We start from the raw sequence: 17,314 nt of genomic DNA, 5'->3' as shown, positions 1-17,314 counted from the left end.
GCCAAGATGGTCTGCGCTGACCATTAAAAGGAACGTTGTATGAATGCATGGATTCGCGGCATCTTTTCAGTTATTGTCCTGGGTGCGTGTGGTGCGCTAAAGGCGGAAGCGTCTAAATACCGAGTTCAAGATTTGAGCGCGATGATCGGAGTGCCTGTAGAAAGGTTTGATGATCTTAACAATCATGGCGACTTTACGCTGCATGCCACCGATGGCATGGGGTATCTCTATCGCGGCGGAAAACTTCATGCCGTTACGGGCACAGAAGCCGCTGGGCTGAATTTGAACGACCGCGGTGACGTGGTTGGCGATTTTCTTGGTCCCGATTTCAAGCCGCGTCCGTTCTTGTACCGAAATGGACGCCTGACGGATTTGTCATCGGTGTTGGGTGCCAGCCAGGGCTCAGCCCATGCCATCAACGAGTCAGGACAAATTGTCGGCACGGCAGACGGCAAGGCTTTCATCTACGACGGGACACAGGTTAGTTTTCTGAACACTGGCGCCACGGCACCAAGCAAAGCTTATGACATCAACGACCATGGTGTAATCGTGGGCGAGATCCGTACGGAATTCACTGCATTCGCCTTCGAATACCGCAATGGCCGGGCATCATTGTTACCAAGAATAGGAGACACCGTAGATTATCAGGTCGACAATTACGCCAGACGCATCAACAATGCTGGCGCCATCGTGCTCGACGTTTGGGATCCCAGTACTTTTCTGGCCTATTCAAGAATTTATGATGACGGATCATTTCTGAAGGGCACACCACGCTATATATTCGACATCAACGACCAGGGTTGGGCTGCAGGCGCTCGCGAACTGTATGACGAAGATGAGGGTGATTTCATCACTCGTGCCGTTCTGTACCAGAATGGTCAAAGCTTCGACCTGCAGGAGCATATGAGGGATCAAGATGCCGTAGCTTGGAAAAAACTTTATTCTGCCACTGCGATAAACAATAAGGGACAAATTGTCGGTATGGGACGATCCATGGACGGTACCTTGCATCCCTACATGGCAACTCCAGTGCCGGAGCCGTCGGTTCACGCGTTGATGATGGTTGGGGTGGTCTTTGTGGGGGCAGTTGCACGTCGGCAGCGCAGACCGGAAAGTAATGCATGACCGCCACAGGCGCACTTTGGTTTTCCAATTATTTCCAAGTGACGCGCCGGGTCAGAATCGACTGAATATCACATAACGCCGCAGCGGCGGTCACGACGCAACACGGCGGGTGCGCCACTGTTCAACGGGCCACTTTGACCTTCTGCGCCATTCTGGGCTTCGTTGCTGCAACAGTCACGGGCTGGAACGACACCACCCAGCGCCCTGTCAGATCTGCCTCGGCCACCAGCCAGGCGCCCTGGCTCCAGGCAGACGATTCGTGGATCATGGTCTCGGCGAAGGTCGTGGCCACGGTGTCAGCGGCATCGCAGACGCCAAACTCCTGCCGCGGATCGTCGGAAGCGGCCGCTGGCCGCCCTCCCCGCGCCACGGCTCGGTGGCCAGCCGTCGCGACAGGCGCTGGACAGGAACTTCGACGGGCTGCAGCAGGTGCTCGAAGGTGCCGGGCTCAGGCGCGCGCATCGCTTGCCGGCTCGCCCACTGGACCTGCGCGCTCGGCCGACCAAGCGCGTGCCAACTGCGCCACGCGGCCAAGCTGACCTCCATGGATTGCGGCCACGGCTGTCCTGCCTTGCAGGCCGCCGTGCTCGCGCAGCCAGAACGTGAGCTTCTCGCCGGGCGAGAGGGCACCCAGCGCACGACAAACCTCGCTGGCCTGCTCGCGCGTGATGTCGCGCAACTGCGCCACGTAGTAGCGTCGGCCGGCGATCTTCAGGGAGAACAGCTCGCCCCGCTCCACGGCCTGGTCCAGCGCCTGACGGCTCACTCCCCAGCTGCTGTCGAGCTCGGTGCTGGGTATCAGGGTGCCATCGCGCACCCACTGCTGCAGGAGGCTCTCGCCGCAAATGCGGGCGCCGCGCACGCCGCCGGCGGTGTCCGTGCCGGACTGCGCTTCAGGCATGGCCGGTACCGTCCTGCCGGCGTCGGACGCCTGGCCGCTGGTCAGTCTCGACACTGGCCCCTGGCAACCGCCAGCGTTCGGTGTCCTTGGCCGCAGGGGGATTGCCCGAAGACCGGGAGCCGGTACGCCGGAGCACGTATCGGCTGGCCGCAGCGGCAGTGAGATTCACACAGCACCGAGTGGGATACGAGTCAACGGCTCATCGGGATCCAGATAAAGCGCTCCATGCGCATGCGGTCGCTCCTGGACTGACCAAGGTCGTGAGTCGATTTTCATGGGCAGCCCGGGCTGCATTCAGGAAAAACTGGTTTCTTGTATTAAAATTGATATTTACGCAGTATGGATTTTGCAGTTTTGGCTTCCAGGCAGGCGCATGAATTGACAGGTTGGGCAGCGGGAATCGCCGCTGCGGCGTGGATCCTGCATCGGGAAACGGCTGGCCCTTATCAGGTTCTGGCGCTGGCAACCGTGTTGACTGGCTATCTGGGCGGTACGGCACCAGACTGGCTGGAACTCATTCCCTGGCGCAAGGGCAAGCGCTGGTGCACGCATCGTACGATCACGCACTGGGTTCCCATGTGGGTCGCCTTGCTTTATGCAGCCAACGCCGGGCTGGGCATCCATTGGTGGTGCGGTCCCCTGTTCGGATTTGCCGTCGGGGGCTTGGTACATTTGCTCATCGATTGGCCTAATCCGCTGGGCATTCCCATTCTGTGGTCTCGCCATTCCTTGAATCTATGGAAGTCCGGGCGTGCTGACTCCTTCGTGGTCGCAGCGTGCTGGGTGGCAGCCGTCTGGATATGCGATCGGCTGATTTTTGGATCAGTTCATTTTCATCGCGCGCTCGCCATTTTCGACTTGGCATAAGGAGGCGGACGCCGCTCTCGAAAGGTTGGCGGCGTGTCGCAAGCCCAGGTACGCCAGATTCTGTTTTGCTTGCCTGAGTGGAACGTGTTGCACCCCTGCCGCTTCCAGACATAAAGCCAGGTGGCATTCGCGCGACAGCGATCCTGCTGCTACTCGTGGCGGCCAGGGATGTTGGCCACCACGACGTGGCGGATCGTGGGCATCAACCAGCGCTGGGCAGCCAGTAACGGCGATGCCGCCCCTGCGACCCGGGCCACGCAGCTGCGTTCGAACTCGTCGGCCGGCATCGAGCAGGGCCTGCCGCGTGACGGCTCCGAACGTGCGTGCTTCGGGCAGCTGGATCGGCATGTCCGTCTGCGGCCACCGTATGTTCTGGTGGATCTGCCTGGCATGAACAGCGCTTCATCGCGCTGGAGGCAGGCGTTGAGAACGCGTGTTGCTATGGAACCGCTGAATCGACGTGCTGCGGCACGACCACAGTCCTTTGCCTTGTCCCCGAGCCATGCCCGAAACACATGCAGCCAGGAGCGACCACGACATCCGGGAGCAGGTCATGAAGACCGCCTTGGGCTCCGGCACGAACTCCGCGCGCTCCCATCCACACAGGTCGATGACTGCCGAGAGCTGGGAAGACGGCGGGTTCGAAGAAATCGTGGCCGACTTCCTCGACGACCACTGCGCCCCGCCGACGCTGCCGATGTAGCGGCCCGAGTGCGGCGCGCCCGAGGCGAGCGCTCGGCGCATGCAGCCATCGCAGACAATCCGGCGATGCCGCACATCTCAAGCTCCCCTTCCCTGGCCCCGGTGCTGATTGCCGGTGGTGGCATTGGCGGCATGGCCCTGGCACTCACGCTGCACCAGATCGGCGTGCCATGCGTGGTCTACGAGGCCGTGGCCAACCTGCAGCCGTTGGGCGTGGGCATCAACTTGCAGCCCAATGCCGTGCGCGAGCTCCACGACCTCGGCTTGACTGACGCGGTACTGGACACCATCGGTATCCAGGCGCGCGAATGGGCCTTGGTGGGCCGCAACGGCCGGGATGTCTATGCCGAGCCGCGGGGACTGGCCGCAGGCTATCGCTGGCCGCAGTACGCCGTGCACCGCGGTCAACTACGGATGCTGCTGTACCGGGCCGTGCTGGAACGCCTGGGGCCCGAGGCGGTGCGCCTGGGACACCGCGTGGTGGGCTATCGCAACCGCGATGACGGCGTCACTGCACTGCTCGAAACCCGGGATGGGCAACGGCTGGAAGTCGGCGGCGCGCTGTTGGTGGCAGCAGACGGCCTGCACTCGGCCGTGCGCGCGCAGATGTATCCGGGGCAGCCACCCATCCATTGGGGCGGGGCCATCATGTGGCGCGGCACGACGCCGGGCGTGCCCATACGCACTGGCGCCTCCTTCGTGGGGTTGGGGAGCCTGCGCCACCGCGTGGTGTTCTATCCCATCTCGCAGCCCGACCCGGCCACGGGCCTGGCCACCATCAACTGGATCGCCGAGATCACCGTGGACAGCGCTGGGGGCTGGTCGCAGGGCGACTGGAACCGACGCGTCAATGTCGAGGAAGTCGTCCAGCACTTCGAAGGCTGGAATTACGGCTGGCTGGACGTGCCCGCGATGCTGCGCGGTGCCAAGGAAGTGTTCGAGTACCCGATGATTGATCGGGACCCCGTTTCGAGCTGGGTGGACCACCGCGTAGCGTTGCTCGGCGACGCTGCGCATGTGATGTACCCGGTGGGCTCCAACGGCGCCAGCCAGGCCATCGTGGACGCGCGCGTGTTCGGTGCAGCGCTGGTGGAGCATGGGGTGGGCCCGGCTGCGCTGCGCAGCTACGACGACAATCTCTGCGCCGACATCTCGGCACTGGTGCTGCGCAACCGCGGCGCCGGCCCTTTCGGATTGCTGGGACTGGTAGACGAGCGCTGCGGGGGAGTATTTGACGACATCGACCGTGTGATCCCCGCAGCCGAGCGTGAAGGCTTCATGGCTCGCTACAAGGCAGCTGCCGGCTTTGCGATGGATGCGCTCAATGCCGCGGCACCAACCATTGCACCCGGGGCACAGGTGCGTACTGGTTGAAGCGGTGCGGTCCCGATGAGGTACCGGTTGCCCCGGTTTCACCTGCTTCCATACCTGGTGCGCGAGTTCGATCGCTTGACACGGGCTGAGGGCGAGGGCGGCGCAATGGCTGAGCGCGTTGTCCAGCGTGGCGAGCTTGCCCTTGGCACCGACTTCCTGCAGGCAGGAAGCGATCTTGATCGTGGCCGGGCCTGGGCATGACGCCATAGAGCGGTCCCAGCCTCGAGCCCTCAAGCGGCAATCGAGGGCAAAGCCGTGATTGCGCAGGTGGCGGTCGTCGTTGCTCAAGCCGGCTCTGCGGTACCGTCGACACCGCTTGAGCCGGTGCAAGCGCACCGCTCAAGCCCGCAGTGTCCCGGCTCCCGGGACGATGGGCTCCAGGCCCAGGTGGTTGAGCATCCCGCGCGCCGTGCGCACCGCGGTGGACACGGCCGGGATGGCCAGCGTGTCCTCGATGCACTGCACCGCCTCGCGAGCGGCTGCTGTCGCTGCTGCAGGCAGCACCGGGCATCACGATGCTCGACGAGGCGGGCGGCGGGGTCACCTGGGTGGCTGCAGCGCGCGGCCTCACGCCCGAAGCAGCGAGCGGCTCGCTGAACTCGTAACCCGTCTTCGTGAGGTTCGAACGGGCCCTGTACGGGGTGATCGGCCAGCGGGCAAGTGAAGCAGCTTTGGGAGCGGCCAGGCGGAAAGCGGGCTTGCGAAGGCCGCGCAAGGGCCCGACGCCAGCCTGAGGGGCCACACGAAACGGCCGGATGGCCGCTGCCAACACGGGGCCCGATGGCGAGACCTGGATTGCGTTCGACTGCACTGGCCTGATCGAGCCGGCAGCCGGATCGACCATGCGCCGTGCGATCGGTCTGCCGCGAGGGCAGAACTCCAATGCCCTGCCCGTGGCGGAAATGCCCAGGCTCGGCAGCCGGCCGCCCGTGGTGCGTGAGGCGGCCTGGGGCAACACTGCGCCGCGTCACCCAATTCGAGCAGGTCCATCAGCCCGACAGCGGCACTCGGCCCTGCGTGAAACCTCACGCCCTTTTCAGTGCGCCGGCATGGACTGTGGCGCGGTTCACTGGAGATGCTGGGGCGTTCTGGCCTGTGCTGGCCGACGATCCGTCGCCCTCGATGTCGAAGCTCTGCAGGCATCGACTGCGTCCGTACGCCGCGCCGAGAGGGCCAGCCTCGTGCATCGCCTCGACGCATGGATCTCCGCACTGCTGCGCCGGTCCGGTTGAAGAACTGAAGTGCCTCTGCCAGACGGACCGTCGAAGCAGGGGGTGAAGTGCCACCCTCCCCAGCGAAACGCGAGGGTGATTGACGGTCAATCACCCCCGGCGCGAAGCCGTGCGAAGTGGGTTCGCCAGGACAGGCCGCTGCCTGTGCCAGGCGACACGCCGGGAACAATCAGCCCTGACCGGTCCGCCAGGACGCATCCCGAGTGCACAGGACACGCAGGGGCGATTGACCGTCAATCGCCTCTTTCGCCGCCCGGGCTGACGAAGCCCGATGCACGCAAATGGTGGTGCCGCAGCAACAGGTCACTGCCTTTTCTGCGCACGCGCGATGAGTGTCAGGACGCAGAAAAGCGGAGAATGGATAATATTTCGCTTCTACAAATAATCAGTGAAAGGGGCACGATGGCATCCGCATTTGCCGGTGACATTGACCTGGCCGCCATCGAGGAGCAGGCCAGCCGAGTCCAGAACATCGTCATGCAGGTCCGCGGCGCCATGCTGGCCCCTGAGTCGCGCAAGACGCCCCCCACCTTCAACGCGGGCCAGATGCTGTCGATGACCGGACTGGAGAAGGCGCAGTTCGACTACCGCATCAGGCGTGGCGAGTTGCCCAGCGGCACGCTCAGTACAACCGGGGCCCGGCGCGAGTTCACGCTCACCGAGGCCCGCCAGTGGGTTCGGGCCACCCGCAACAAGGAGCTCCGCCCCGCCGGTGCGCGAGCAGCCGTCGTCTCCATCGGCAACTTCAAGGGCGGGGTGACGAAGACCACGACGGCGCTGACGCTGGCGCAGGGGCTGTCGATCCGCGGACACCGCGTGCTGCTGATCGACTGCGATCCGCAGGGATCGCTGACCACCCTCTTCGGCCTGCTGCCCGATACCGAAGTGCCGGAAACCGACACCATCCTGCCGCTGCTGGTGGGTACCGAGCCGTCAATCCGCAGCGCCGTCAAGGCGACGTACTGGGACGGCATCGACCTGGTGGCCGCCTCGCCGGTCCTGTTCTCGGCCGAGTTCGAGCTCTCGATGCGCATGGCGGCAACGCCGGGGTTCGAGTACTGGCGCGTCATCGAACAGGGACTGGAGGACGTGCGTGACGAGTACGACGTCATCGTGATCGACACGCCGCCGGCGCTGAGCTACGTCACCATCAACGCCCTGATGGCCAGCGACGGCATCATCATGCCGCTGCCGCCGAACGCACTGGACTTCGCTTCCAGCGCGCAGTTCTGGCGCCAGTTCAACGACGTGGCCAAGCTGATGGCCGCGCAGGGCGGCGCCCACAAGACCTTCTCCTTCATCAGCATCCTGCCAACGAAGGTCGAGTTCACCGACCAGGCCTCCACCGGCGTGCTGGAGTGGATGGCCGCGGCCTATGCGGAGCGGCTGCTGCCCGTGGAGGTGCCCAAGAGCATGGCCATGAGCGCGGCATCCGCCAATTTCGGGACCGTCTATGACGGCGCGGCGGGAAGCACCAAGACGGTCAAGCGCGCCACCGATGCGTTCGACCGGGTGGTCGAGCTCATCGAGGACCAGGTCCAAAGGTATTGGCAGAAACAGCTGACCGGGAAGGAGTCTGCGTAATGGCCTCTGCAGGCAAGAAAGCCGTCGGCATCAAGTTCGTCCTTCCCGCGGTCGCTGCACCAGCGGCGGCGCAGGCAGGTGAGGACATCGCGCTCGCGCTGCCTCCTGAGCCTGCGCCTGCGCCTGCTGCCACTGCGAATCCCGCCGTGGCAGCGCCCGCAAGTGCGCCGGCCGTGTCGGCCAGCCCTGGCTACCACACGGGGCTGGGCCGGGTGAACTCACTGATCGGCGACGCGCACGCGAAGCAGCGGCGCATCGACGAGCTGGAAGGGGAGGTGGCTCAGCTGGAAAAGGAGCGCGGCGCCCAACCCATCGACGCCCGTGACATCGTCGCGTCGCGCTGGGCCAACCGCCACCGGGACTCCTTCAAGACGCCGGAGTTCGAGGCGCTCAAGGCCGAGATCCAGGATGCCGGCGGCAACGTGCAGCCCATCAAGGTCCGGCCTCGCCACGAGGTCCAGGCGGGCGAGCCGCACTACGAGGTGGTGTTCGGCCACCGGCGCCATCAGGCCTGCCTGGAGCTGGGCCTGCCGGTGCTCGCCGTCGTCGAGCCGCTGTCGGACGAGGCGCTGTTCACGCAGATGGAGCGCGAGAACCGGCTGCGCGCCGGTCTGTCTGCCTATGAGCAGGGAGCGATGTACCTGCGGGCGCTCAACGAGGGACTGTTCGCCTCACGGCGCAAGCTGGCCGAGGCGATCGGCCGCTCGGTGTCTGACGTGGTGCGGGCCCTGCAGATCGCCGAGTTGCCCGGTGAGGTGGTCGCGGCCTTCGCCACCCCCAACGAGATCCAGTTCCGTTGGGCCACGACCCTGAGCGCGGCCTTGGCGCATGACAAGGCAACGGTGCTTTCCGCTGCGGCTCGGTGCCGGGACAGCGGCCTCGGCGCTGCCCAGGTGCATGAACTCCTGACGGCGTGCCTGCCCGTGGACGCAGACAGGCGCTCCAGCGCGCCCAAGCGCAGCCTGGACCTGGGCAATGGGCGGCAGGTGGCCCTGCATACCGACACCGCCGGCAACACCGTTCTCAAGATGACCCCGGGCATGTTGCCCGCCGAGAAGTGGGACGCCTTCGAGAAAGTGCTGCGCAAGTTCTTCGCTTGAGAGCTTTGAAGACGGGGTGATTGACCGTCAATCACCCCGGTGTCGCCGGCATCGCAATGGCGCTCCCGAGAGGGCGCGCGCCGTGTCCAGAACTCCTCCAGTGGCTCACCGCAGCCAGTGGAGCGACGCCTGGAGCGCCGGGCGCAAAGGACAGAAGCTGCAGCGGCAGCCGTCCTACCATGCAGCAACGGATGAAAGGGAAGGTCCATGAACGCTGCCATCTCATGGTCGTGCACTCGTCGTCTCATGTTGGGCACGGCCGGGGCAGTTACCGCTGCGCATCTGTCCCGGGCACTGGCTGCCGACGGAGGCACGCCGTTGAAGGTCGCTGCACTGTTCGCTGGCCGCATCGACGACCGTGGATTCATGGAGGCCGGCTGGAGAGGACTGCAGCGCGCCGCCAGCGAACTCGGCGTCAACGTCTCGCATGCCGACGGAGTCGCGCCGCAGAAGGATGCGCTCGCTGCAGCGCTCACGCGGCTGGCGCAGTCGGGCGCGGATCTGGTCATCGCGCACGGCGGCCAGAACAACGAAGTCTGTGCCGAGGTCGCGGCGCGATTCCCGCGCCAGCGCTTCGTGGTCACGCAAGGCAGCGTGACAGGCGACAACCTGGCCAGCTACGAGGTGCTGCAGGAGGAGTCGGCGTACCTTGCCGGCGTGCTGGCAGCCTTGACGACGCGCAGCGGGGTCGTCGGCCACATGTCCGGCATCCGCGTGCGGCCGGGACTCAAGGGCCGTGCCGCCTACGCTGCGGGCGTGCGCGACACCGATACCCGAGTAAGGCTCCTGACCAACTTCTCGGGCAACCAGGACGACAACGCCCTGTCGCGCCGCGTGGCCGAGGCCCAGATCGCGGCCGGGGCCGATGTCATCTTCACGATGCTCAACGCGGGGCGCGATGGCGTGACGCAGGCCTGCAGGGACCGAGGATGCCGACAGATCGGCAACGTGATCGACTGGGTAGAGCGCGACCCGCAGGTGTTCATCGGTTCAGCCGTGGCGAGCGTGGGGCAGGGCGTGTTCGAAGCAGTGCGAGCCCTGCAGGCCGGGCTATTCCCGGCTGGCCAGGTTCGCAGATTGGGGCTGGCACAGGGCGATGCGGTGAAGCTCACCATGGCGCCTGACGTGCCGGCGCAGGTGCGTGCGCGCGTGGAACGGACAGCGCAGGACATCGCGCAGGAACGCCTCAAGGTGCCGGAACAGTACGACGGGGCCGAGTTTCCGACGCCAGCGTAACGTTGCGTCAGCAACGGCCGTAGCCCGCTCAACGTGAACCGGTGCGCTGCATGGCTGGGTGCGGCCCTGCTTGCCTTGCCATTTCCCTCTGTTGGCAGCGCTGCCGTGGTTCTGAGCTGGTCGAACCTGCAAAACAGGTGCAAGGCCTGGTGTCCAAGGGCAGCCACTTCGACCCGCTCATGTTTGGCGCCGCCACGACGGTGGCCTTCTCGCTGATCGTGCAGGTGGGCGAGCAGGTGGACTATCTGCGCTTCCTGCCCGAACGCACGCGCGCCAACCGGCTGCGCTGGTGGGCGGCGGTGCTGGCGGCCGGGCCCGGCTGGATCCTGCCGGGCATGCATCAAGATGCTCGGTGGCGCCCTGCTGGCTTCGCTGGTGCTGCAGGCCGGCGGCGGGCTGCGCCAGGCGCTGGAGCCCACGGAGATGTACCGGCTGGGCTTCGAGCGCGTCGTGGCCGACCCGGGCTGGGCGCTGGCACTCGCCACGCTGTTCGTGGTGGTGTCGCAGGTCAAGATCAATCTCACCAACGCCTACGCCGGCTCGCTGGCCTGGTCCAACGTGTTCGCGCGCCTCACGCACAGCCATCCCGGGCGCGTGGTGTGGCTGGTGTTCAACGTGCTTGTGGCACTGCTGCTGATGACGCTGGGCGTGTTCGAGGCGCTGGAGCGGGTGCTGGGCTTCTACGCCAACGTGGCCGTGGCCTGGGTCGGGGCGCTGGTGGCGGACCTGGTGATCAACAAGCCCCTGGGCTGGAGCCCGCGGCGCATCGAGTTCAAGCGCGCCCATCTCTACGACCTCAACCCCGTGGGCCTGGGCGCCATGGTGCTGGCGGCACTGCTGGGCGTGCTGGCCTACGCCGGGCTGCTGGGCAGCGTGGCGCGCGCCTTTGCACCGTTCATCGCGCTGGCCACCGCGCTGGTGGGCTCGCCGCTGCTGGCGTGGTGGACGCGCGGACGCTACTACCTGGCCCGAGAGCCCGAGGTCGCCTGGAATGCCGCGCCGGTGCGCTGCGTGGTGTGCGAGAACGCCTTCGAGGCCGAGGACATGGCCGGCTGCCCCGCCTACGCGGCGCCGATCTGCTCGCTGTGCTGCTCGCTGGAGTCGCGCTGCCATGACCGTTGCAAGACGCGCGCGCGCCGGTGACCAGATGCAGCTGCTGCTGCACCGGCTGCTGCCCGCACCGCTGGCCGCGCGGCTGAACTTCCGCGTCGGCCACTACCTGGTGGTCGTCAGCACGCTCATGCCTTTCGAGCGCGGCAGCGCCGGGCGGCGCAGCGGCATGCCGGGCACCGGGCTGGGGCTCACCATCACGCGGCTGCTCACGCAGCTCATGGGCGGCGAGCTGCGACTGGACAGCACGCCGGGTGAAGGCAGCCGTTTCACGCTGCGCCTGTACCTGGGCGAGGTGGAGGCGCCGCCGTGCCCGCCGCGGCTGCACCGTCCCGTCACCGGCTACCTCGGAACGCGGCGCACGCTGCTGGTGGTCGATGATCAACCTACCCAGCGCCAGTTGCTGGCGGGCATGCTCATGCCACTGGGATTCGCCGTGCGCGAGGCCGCCAGCGGCGAGGAATGTGTGGACAGCGTGGCAGCGCAGCGTCCCGATGCCCTGCTGCTGGACCTGAGCATGGACGGCATGGATGGCTGGGAGACGGCGCGGCGGCTGCGCGACGCAGGTGCGCAGTTCCCCATCCTGATCGTCTCGGCCAACGCCTTCGAGAACCGGCCCGAGCGCGTGCTGGAGGCCGGATGCCAAGGCTTCATCGACAAGCCCGTGATGGAGTCGGAGCTGCTGGACGCGCTGCAGCGCACGCTGGACCTGAAGTGGGTGGCGGAGCTGCCGCGCCCGGAGTGGGCACCGCCGTCCGAGACTGTCGCGGCTTCGCCGCCGGTGCCGCGCGAGCTGCTCTCGGCGCTCATGCGCCATGCCGCGCTGGGCCACGTGCAAGGCCTTCGCACGGCGCTGGCGGCGGCGCTGCAGGTCCACCCGCAGACCGGCACCACGCTGCAGCGGCTGCTGGCGCTCCTGGACAGCCTGGACCTGCAGGGCCTGCGCGAGGAGCTGGCCGAGGCCCTGCGCAACGCACCGGAGCTGGTGGAATGAACGTATCGAACATGGTGCTGGTGGTGGACGACATGCCCCAGTCGCTCGGGTCCCTGTGCAGCGAGCTGGAGTCGCACGGCTACACCACGCTGGTGGCCCAGGACGGCGAATCGGCCCTGCAGCGGCTGGACCTGGTGTCGCCTGACGCCATCCTGATGGACGCCCTCATGCCCGGACTCTCCGGTTTCGAAACCTGTCGCCGCCTCAAGCAAGACCCGGCACAGAGCCACATTCCCGTCATCTTCATGACCGGGCTGTCAGAGACGGATCACATCGTCGAAGGCTTCGCCTGCGGCGGGGTGGACTACGTCGTCAAGCCGGTGCGCGTGCCGGAGGTACTGGCACGGCTGCGCACGCACGTGCGCAATGCGCGCGCGATGCGCCTGGCGCGCGAAGCCGCCGACGTGGCAGGGCTGGGCGTGCTGGTGCTCGACGCGCACGGACGCATTGCCTGGCGGTCGCCCCAGGCGGCGGCCTGGATGGAGGAGGGGCAAGGCCAGGACGATCCGTCGGCCTGGGTCGAGTGGGCCAATGGTGCCGTCAGCGATCCACCGCGCGAGGTCGGACGCCTGCGCGACGGCCATTGGCTGCGTGTGCAGCCGCTCGGTCCGGTGAACCTGGGTGAGCGCATGTTGCTGCTGCGTCGTGATGCCGCCGCGGCACCACCACCGGGCGCCGGTCGCGTTGGCATGGCCGCGCTCACGCCGCGCGAGACCGAGGTGCTTTCCTGGGTTTCCAAGGGCAAGACCAACAAGGACATCGGCGACATCCTTGGCATGAGCCCTCGCACCGTGAACAAGCACCTGGAGCACGTGTTCGAGAAGCTCGGGGTGGAAACCCGTGCCGCAGCCGCCGCCCTGGCCAGCCGCGAGCTGGCGTGATCCTGGCGCTTGGGGCGATCCGTGGCCGCTACTGCACCCGCAGCCTGCGCAAGCCCGAGCGCACAAGGCCCAATCTCAACAGTTGAGGTTGGATCTTCCCAGCCGGTTTCCGTGTTGCATCAAGGAGAGTTGTTCAGTCTGCGACGCTCCGAGCAACGCCATGTTCCGCTCCAGGTCGTCTCGGAACATGGTGATCACGGCTTCAACACCGGCCTCGCCGCGGGCTGCCAACCCATAGAGAAGCGGACGACCCAAGAACACAGCCTTGGCGCCCAAGGCAATTGCCTTGGCGATATGCGTGGCGCGGCGGATGCCGCTGTCCATGAAGACCGGTATCCGGCCCTGTACTGCAGCCACGACGTCCGGCAGCGCAGATATGGCCGATGGGGCGGCGTCGAGCTGACGCCCTCCATGGTTAGAGACAATGACGCCGTCCACGCCGTAGCTCACCGCAGCGCGCGCATCATCGGCGTGCAGGACCCCCTTGAGCAGCAGCGGACCCTTCCAATGGTCCCGCAACCAGCCCAGCGTCTCCCACACCAGGGTCCGGTCCATGGCACGGGACAGCAAAGCGGCCTGCATGCTTGCCGAGTCCGCACTCTGCCCAAGGTCTGCCAGGTTGGCGAAGTCCGGTGGCCCGTTGAGCAGCGTGCTTACCGACCAGCGCGGATGCGTGGCGAGATCCCAGCCTAGTCGCGCGGTGGGCCTGAAGGGCACGCGGAAGCTGTTTCTGGCATCGAGCTCCCGGTTGCCGCTGACCGGCACATCCACGGTCAAGACCAACGCCTGGTAGCCTGCTTGGCGGGCGCGCTGCACGATGCGCGCAGCCATCTCCCGGTGCATGACGTAAAGCTGCATCCACTGAAGGGCATCCGTGGCAGTCGCTCTGATGTCTTCGAGCCGCATGTTGGCGGCCGTGGACAACACGAAAGGGACGCCGTTCCGTGCAGCCGCCCTGGCGAGCATGGCGTCCCCGCCAGCGCGAACCAGTCCGTTCAAGCCGGTGGGCGCGACACCAAAGGGCAGCGCCCATCTCGACCCGAAGACCTCGATCGACGTGTCGATGCGGCTGGTATCCCGCAAGACCCGCGGCGTCAGCGTCAGGGCGTCCAGGTCGCTATGGTTGCGGCGCAGGCAGCTGTTGTCGTCCGCGGCGCCGTCCACGTAGTCGAACACGAAGCGGGGCAGCCGCCTTCGGGCTTCGCGCCTGAAGTCGTCCGTGTTGAGCAGCATCTTGAGATCCGTGGTCATTGCCCAGGCAGCGTGCTTACGATGCGCTGAAAAGGCGACCGAAGCCCGGGCTGGATGGGGGCCATCCGCCCAGACTCACCACGTCCCAGAAGCCTGCGGGCGAGCTGGCGGTCGCCGGCACGCCGAGCTCATCTTCCAGCCGGCGGATCGCGTCCAGCGTCAGCAGCCCGCCGCAGGAAATGAACACGCCTTCGGCCGAAGCATCATGCGCGTAAACCTTCTTCGAGAGCGCCACCAGGGCCTCGGTGCTGACTGCGCCCACCTCTTCCACGTCCGTGATGGCCATGCCCTCGATCGCTGTCACGGTGATGCCCGCATGCGCGAGGTAGGCAACCAGCCTGTCGTTGAGTTCGGGGATGTAGGAGGTGGCTACCGCCACCCGACTGACCCCGAGCTGCCGCAGCGCACGCACGATCGCGTGGCTCATGGTCGTGCAGGGGACACCCGTGGCTTCCTCCATTGCGTGCCGCAGCGACTCGGTGAACGCCGGCCCGCGGTAGAAGCTGATCGAGGTGCCCATCATGGAAATCGCCTCGGCTCCCGCCTTGCGCAGTTCGATGGCGCGCTCGACGATACCGTCGACCACCGGCGCAAAACCCTGCGGCGATACGCCGCCGATGCCAAGGCCACGGGCGATGAACCGGTAGCGCTCACCGTACAGCAGGGGCCCGTCCTGAGGCACCCTGCCATGGGCCGGCGGCACGACGAGGCCTATGCAAGGGGTCTTGTCCGCCATGGTCACTCCGCCGAGATCTTCTGCGCCTTGATGATGCGGCCCCATTCAGCCGACTCGCGCTGCATCTCTGGGCCAAGCTGCGCCGGCGGCATGTATGCGGGAATCGCGCCTTGCAGGGCAGCGGCCTGCACCAAGTCGGCGCTGGCGAGCAAGGTACGCACCGTTTCGTTGAGCTTCTCAACGATGACGGCTGGCGTGCCATTGGGCGCCAGCAGCATGAGGCGCGGCGCAACGTTGAAGCCTGGCAGCGCATCGGCCATGGCCGGCACGTTCTCCGCGCCGGGCAGCTTGTCGGTGTTCATGAGCGCCACGGCGCGCAGCTTGCCCGACTTCGCCTGCGCGAGGCCTGCGGCCGCGCTCACCACGCCGATCGGTATCTGTCCGCCAATCACGTCCGGCGCGATCTGCGAGGCGCCGCGGTAGGGGACGTGCACGATGAAGGTCCCGGTTTGCGCCTTCATCAGCTCGAAGCCGAGGTGGTGTACCGTGCCCACGCCGGAGGTGGCGTAAGACAGGCGGCCCGGGTTTTTTCTCAGCAGCTCGATCAGTTCCTTGGGATTGCTTGCCGGCACGCTGTTGTTGGCCACGATCATCAGTGGCGCGATGAAGGTGCCCGCGACCGGCACCAGCGCCTTCAACGGATCGATGGAGGTCTTGCTCTGCAGGTACGGTGCCACCAGCAGCCCGCTTTCCCCCATCAGCAGCGTGTAGCCGTCCGGTGCCGACTTGGACACGAAGTCGGCCGCGATCATGCCGGCGGCACCGGTGCGGTTTTCCACCACGACCTGCTGTCCCAGGACCGTGGACAGTCGCGAGGACAGCATGCGGGCGAGAGCATCGACGCCGCCACCGGCGTTGTATCCCACCAGCAGGCGGATCGGCTTGCTGGGATAGTCCGGCTGGGCGCCGGCCAACGGCGCGGCGGCGGCGAGTGCGGCAGCCAGAACGGCACGGCGTGTCAAGTAAGCTCTCACTGCGTTGTCTCCTGCATCGATCCGTTGTGTTCTCAAGCTTTGCCAACGCCGCGTGAACCCGGGCGCTTTGCCAATTCGGCCACCCGCTCGCGGTTGGGTCGGAAGCCCAGGCCCGGCGTATCGGGCAGCGCCAGCAGGCCGTGCTCAGGCTCGGGCAGTCCATCGAAGACCTGCTTGCACACCTCAACGGCCACCGAGTGGTATTCCACCAGCGAGCCATTGGCCAGACCGGCATGCAGGTGCATGTTGTGATGCGGCCAGGCGCCGCCGTTGGCGAACTGCGTGTTGAAGGCTGCGGCCATGCCCGCGATGCGCAGGCACTGCGTGTAGCCGCCGCTGATGCAGGCATTGGGCTGCACCACGTCCACGGCCTGAGCCACCAGCATGTCGCGGAACCGGCTGGCCAGGCCCTCGTTCTGGCCGGCGGCCAACGGGATGCGCGTCTTGCCGCGCAGCTTCACGAGGTTGGGGATGTCGTTCTGCGACACCGGCTCTTCGAAGAAGGCGATGCCCAGATCCTCGATGCGCTGTGCCAGCGTCAAGGCGTGGACGTAGTCCAGGCTGCAGTTGGCGTCGATGAAGATTTGCACGTCGGGACCTACCGCCGCGCGCACGGCCTCAATGCGCTTGACGTCTTCCGCGATTACCTCGGCCAGCGGCCGTGGCTCGTCGCGCCGCTGCAGTGCGTGGTGGCCCACCGTCATCTTCAATCGCTTGAAGCCGCGCTCCACCCAGGACTTCGCAGCAGCGGCAAGCTCTTCGCGGTCGAAGAAGGCGAAGCCAAAGGTGGCATACACCGGAACCTGCGGCCGCGCACCGCCGAGAAGGCGCCACACCGGCTGTCCCAGGATCTGCCCCTTCAAGTCCCATAGCGCGAGGTCGATCGCGGCAATGGCGTGGCTGGCGTAACCAGACTGGCCCCGCGGCGTCAGCAGCCAGTAGAGCTTGTCCCAGATCTGCTCGTGACGCAGCGGGTCCAGGCCGGCGAGGGCATGGCTGGCGATGTCGTTGACGATGGAGGCGACCACTTCCTCTTCGGTGATGGCCGTCATGCCGGTGCCTACACGGCCGTCGTCGAGCTCCACGTCGACCAGGCACAGGGAAAGGGAGGTGGACTTGGCGCGGACGCCGCTGCCCATGGTCACGGGCAGGTTGAGTGGCGTGGCGCGAACAGATGCGATTTTCATGTCGGCCAGTCTGGGGGCTCGCATGCCGACCTGCGAGCGGTCAGGCACGAAGGGCGCTTT

The 17,314-nt window shown here is 66.3% G+C and carries 15 protein-coding genes and 1 pseudogene; 9 read left to right on the top strand and 7 right to left on the bottom strand.

Translation table 11 applies throughout. The annotated features are described in order from the left end of the window. Positions 1-39: 39 nt before the first annotated feature. Positions 40-1,125, top strand: a complete 1,086-nt coding sequence (locus tag FJ694_RS23880) for a PEP-CTERM sorting domain-containing protein (RefSeq protein WP_157269826.1) — start codon at positions 40-42, stop codon at positions 1,123-1,125. Between the two features lie 121 nt (positions 1,126-1,246). Here FJ694_RS23880 and FJ694_RS23875 read toward each other — a convergent pair whose 3' ends face one another. Next, on the bottom strand, positions 1,247-1,417 hold the full coding sequence (locus FJ694_RS23875; RefSeq protein WP_157269825.1) for a hypothetical protein: 171 nt from the start codon (positions 1,415-1,417) through the stop codon (positions 1,247-1,249). A gap of 156 nt (positions 1,418-1,573) precedes the next feature. After that, complete coding sequence (locus FJ694_RS23870; RefSeq protein ID WP_157269824.1) at positions 1,574-2,026, bottom strand: hypothetical protein; 453 nt, start codon at positions 2,024-2,026, stop codon at positions 1,574-1,576. A gap of 339 nt (positions 2,027-2,365) precedes the next feature. On the opposite strand from FJ694_RS23870, the gene FJ694_RS23865 reads away from it, so the two are divergent. The 3 genes from FJ694_RS23865 to FJ694_RS23855 all read left to right on the top strand — a co-directional run bounded on the left by FJ694_RS23865 (position 2,366) and on the right by FJ694_RS23855 (position 4,969). Beyond that, positions 2,366-2,893 carry a metal-dependent hydrolase gene (locus FJ694_RS23865; RefSeq protein ID WP_232540204.1) on the top strand — a complete coding sequence of 176 codons (528 nt, stop codon included), beginning with the start codon at positions 2,366-2,368 and terminating at the stop codon, positions 2,891-2,893. Between the two features lie 553 nt (positions 2,894-3,446). Then, entirely contained in the window at positions 3,447-3,596 is a 150-nt protein-coding gene (locus FJ694_RS23860) for a hypothetical protein (RefSeq protein WP_157269823.1), read from the top strand. Positions 3,597-3,661: 65 nt separating this feature from the next. Then, positions 3,662-4,969, top strand: a complete 1,308-nt coding sequence (locus tag FJ694_RS23855) for a flavin-dependent oxidoreductase (RefSeq protein ID WP_157269822.1) — start codon at positions 3,662-3,664, stop codon at positions 4,967-4,969. Between the two features lie 339 nt (positions 4,970-5,308). On the opposite strand, the gene FJ694_RS23850 is transcribed toward FJ694_RS23855, so the two are convergent. Beyond that, a complete protein-coding gene (locus FJ694_RS23850) occupies positions 5,309-5,473 on the bottom strand; it encodes a hypothetical protein (protein WP_232540203.1) in 165 nt (54 codons plus the stop codon). A gap of 1,130 nt (positions 5,474-6,603) precedes the next feature. Between FJ694_RS23850 and FJ694_RS23845 the strand changes: the two genes are divergently transcribed. The 5 genes and pseudogenes from FJ694_RS23845 to FJ694_RS23825 all read left to right on the top strand — a co-directional run bounded on the left by FJ694_RS23845 (position 6,604) and on the right by FJ694_RS23825 (position 13,106). Then, a complete protein-coding gene (locus FJ694_RS23845) occupies positions 6,604-7,785 on the top strand; it encodes a ParA family protein (protein WP_157269821.1) in 1,182 nt (393 codons plus the stop codon). Further along, positions 7,785-8,885, top strand: a complete 1,101-nt coding sequence (locus FJ694_RS23840; RefSeq protein ID WP_157269820.1) for a ParB/RepB/Spo0J family partition protein — start codon at positions 7,785-7,787, stop codon at positions 8,883-8,885. The genes FJ694_RS23845 and FJ694_RS23840 overlap by 1 nt, the downstream gene beginning before the upstream one ends. 207 nt (positions 8,886-9,092) lie before the next feature. Further along, complete coding sequence (locus tag FJ694_RS23835) at positions 9,093-10,121, top strand: BMP family protein (RefSeq protein ID WP_198320964.1); 1,029 nt, start codon at positions 9,093-9,095, stop codon at positions 10,119-10,121. Positions 10,122-10,309: 188 nt separating this feature from the next. Next, positions 10,310-12,225: pseudogene (locus tag FJ694_RS23830) on the top strand (response regulator); the annotation flags it as partial. After that, positions 12,222-13,106 carry a response regulator transcription factor gene (locus tag FJ694_RS23825; protein ID WP_157269819.1) on the top strand — a complete coding sequence of 295 codons (885 nt, stop codon included), beginning with the start codon at positions 12,222-12,224 and terminating at the stop codon, positions 13,104-13,106. The pseudogene FJ694_RS23830 and the gene FJ694_RS23825, both read left to right, overlap by 4 nt. A gap of 75 nt (positions 13,107-13,181) precedes the next feature. Here FJ694_RS23825 and FJ694_RS23820 read toward each other — a convergent pair whose 3' ends face one another. Genes FJ694_RS23820 through FJ694_RS23805 form a run of 4 tightly spaced genes read right to left on the bottom strand, consistent with a single transcriptional unit; the run spans position 13,182 to position 17,254 of the window. Beyond that, the gene (locus tag FJ694_RS23820; protein ID WP_157269818.1) at positions 13,182-14,339 is read right to left on the bottom strand and encodes an alpha-hydroxy acid oxidase; all 1,158 of its coding nucleotides are present in this window, start codon (positions 14,337-14,339) and stop codon (positions 13,182-13,184) included. 34 nt (positions 14,340-14,373) lie between these two features. Further along, a complete protein-coding gene (locus FJ694_RS23815) occupies positions 14,374-15,093 on the bottom strand; it encodes an arylmalonate decarboxylase (protein WP_157269817.1) in 720 nt (239 codons plus the stop codon). Positions 15,094-15,095: 2 nt separating this feature from the next. Beyond that, complete coding sequence (locus FJ694_RS23810) at positions 15,096-16,055, bottom strand: Bug family tripartite tricarboxylate transporter substrate binding protein (RefSeq protein ID WP_232540202.1); 960 nt, start codon at positions 16,053-16,055, stop codon at positions 15,096-15,098. A 44-nt stretch (positions 16,056-16,099) separates the two neighbouring features. Then, positions 16,100-17,254: a mandelate racemase/muconate lactonizing enzyme family protein gene (locus FJ694_RS23805; RefSeq protein ID WP_157269816.1), complete on the bottom strand. Its 1,155-nt coding sequence runs from the start codon at positions 17,252-17,254 to the stop codon at positions 16,100-16,102. Positions 17,255-17,314: the final 60 nt, after the last annotated feature.

The sequence above is a fragment of the Azohydromonas aeria genome, assembly GCF_009760915.1.
Lineage (GTDB): Bacteria > Pseudomonadota > Gammaproteobacteria > Burkholderiales > Burkholderiaceae_C > Azohydromonas > Azohydromonas aeria.
Note: the sequence above shows the minus strand (reverse complement) of the source record. Positions and strands in the feature narration are given on the sequence as shown.

Bases quoted from the DNA above. Each gene is read 5' to 3' on its own strand.
- FJ694_RS23880 (WP_157269826.1), top strand. From the start codon at position 40: ATGAATGCATGGATTCGCGGCATCTTTTCAGTTATTGTCCTGGGTGCG.
- FJ694_RS23870 (WP_157269824.1), bottom strand. From the start codon at position 2,026: ATGCCTGAAGCGCAGTCCGGCACGGACACCGCCGGCGGCGTGCGCGGC.
- FJ694_RS23865 (WP_232540204.1), top strand. From the start codon at position 2,366: ATGGATTTTGCAGTTTTGGCTTCCAGGCAGGCGCATGAATTGACAGGT.
- FJ694_RS23860 (WP_157269823.1), top strand. From the start codon at position 3,447: ATGAAGACCGCCTTGGGCTCCGGCACGAACTCCGCGCGCTCCCATCCA.
- FJ694_RS23855 (WP_157269822.1), top strand. From the start codon at position 3,662: ATGCCGCACATCTCAAGCTCCCCTTCCCTGGCCCCGGTGCTGATTGCC.
- FJ694_RS23845 (WP_157269821.1), top strand. From the start codon at position 6,604: ATGGCATCCGCATTTGCCGGTGACATTGACCTGGCCGCCATCGAGGAG.
- FJ694_RS23840 (WP_157269820.1), top strand. From the start codon at position 7,785: ATGGCCTCTGCAGGCAAGAAAGCCGTCGGCATCAAGTTCGTCCTTCCC.
- FJ694_RS23835 (WP_198320964.1), top strand. From the start codon at position 9,093: ATGAACGCTGCCATCTCATGGTCGTGCACTCGTCGTCTCATGTTGGGC.
- FJ694_RS23825 (WP_157269819.1), top strand. From the start codon at position 12,222: ATGAACGTATCGAACATGGTGCTGGTGGTGGACGACATGCCCCAGTCG.
- FJ694_RS23820 (WP_157269818.1), bottom strand. From the start codon at position 14,339: ATGCTGCTCAACACGGACGACTTCAGGCGCGAAGCCCGAAGGCGGCTG.
- FJ694_RS23815 (WP_157269817.1), bottom strand. From the start codon at position 15,093: ATGGCGGACAAGACCCCTTGCATAGGCCTCGTCGTGCCGCCGGCCCAT.
- FJ694_RS23805 (WP_157269816.1), bottom strand. From the start codon at position 17,254: ATGAAAATCGCATCTGTTCGCGCCACGCCACTCAACCTGCCCGTGACC.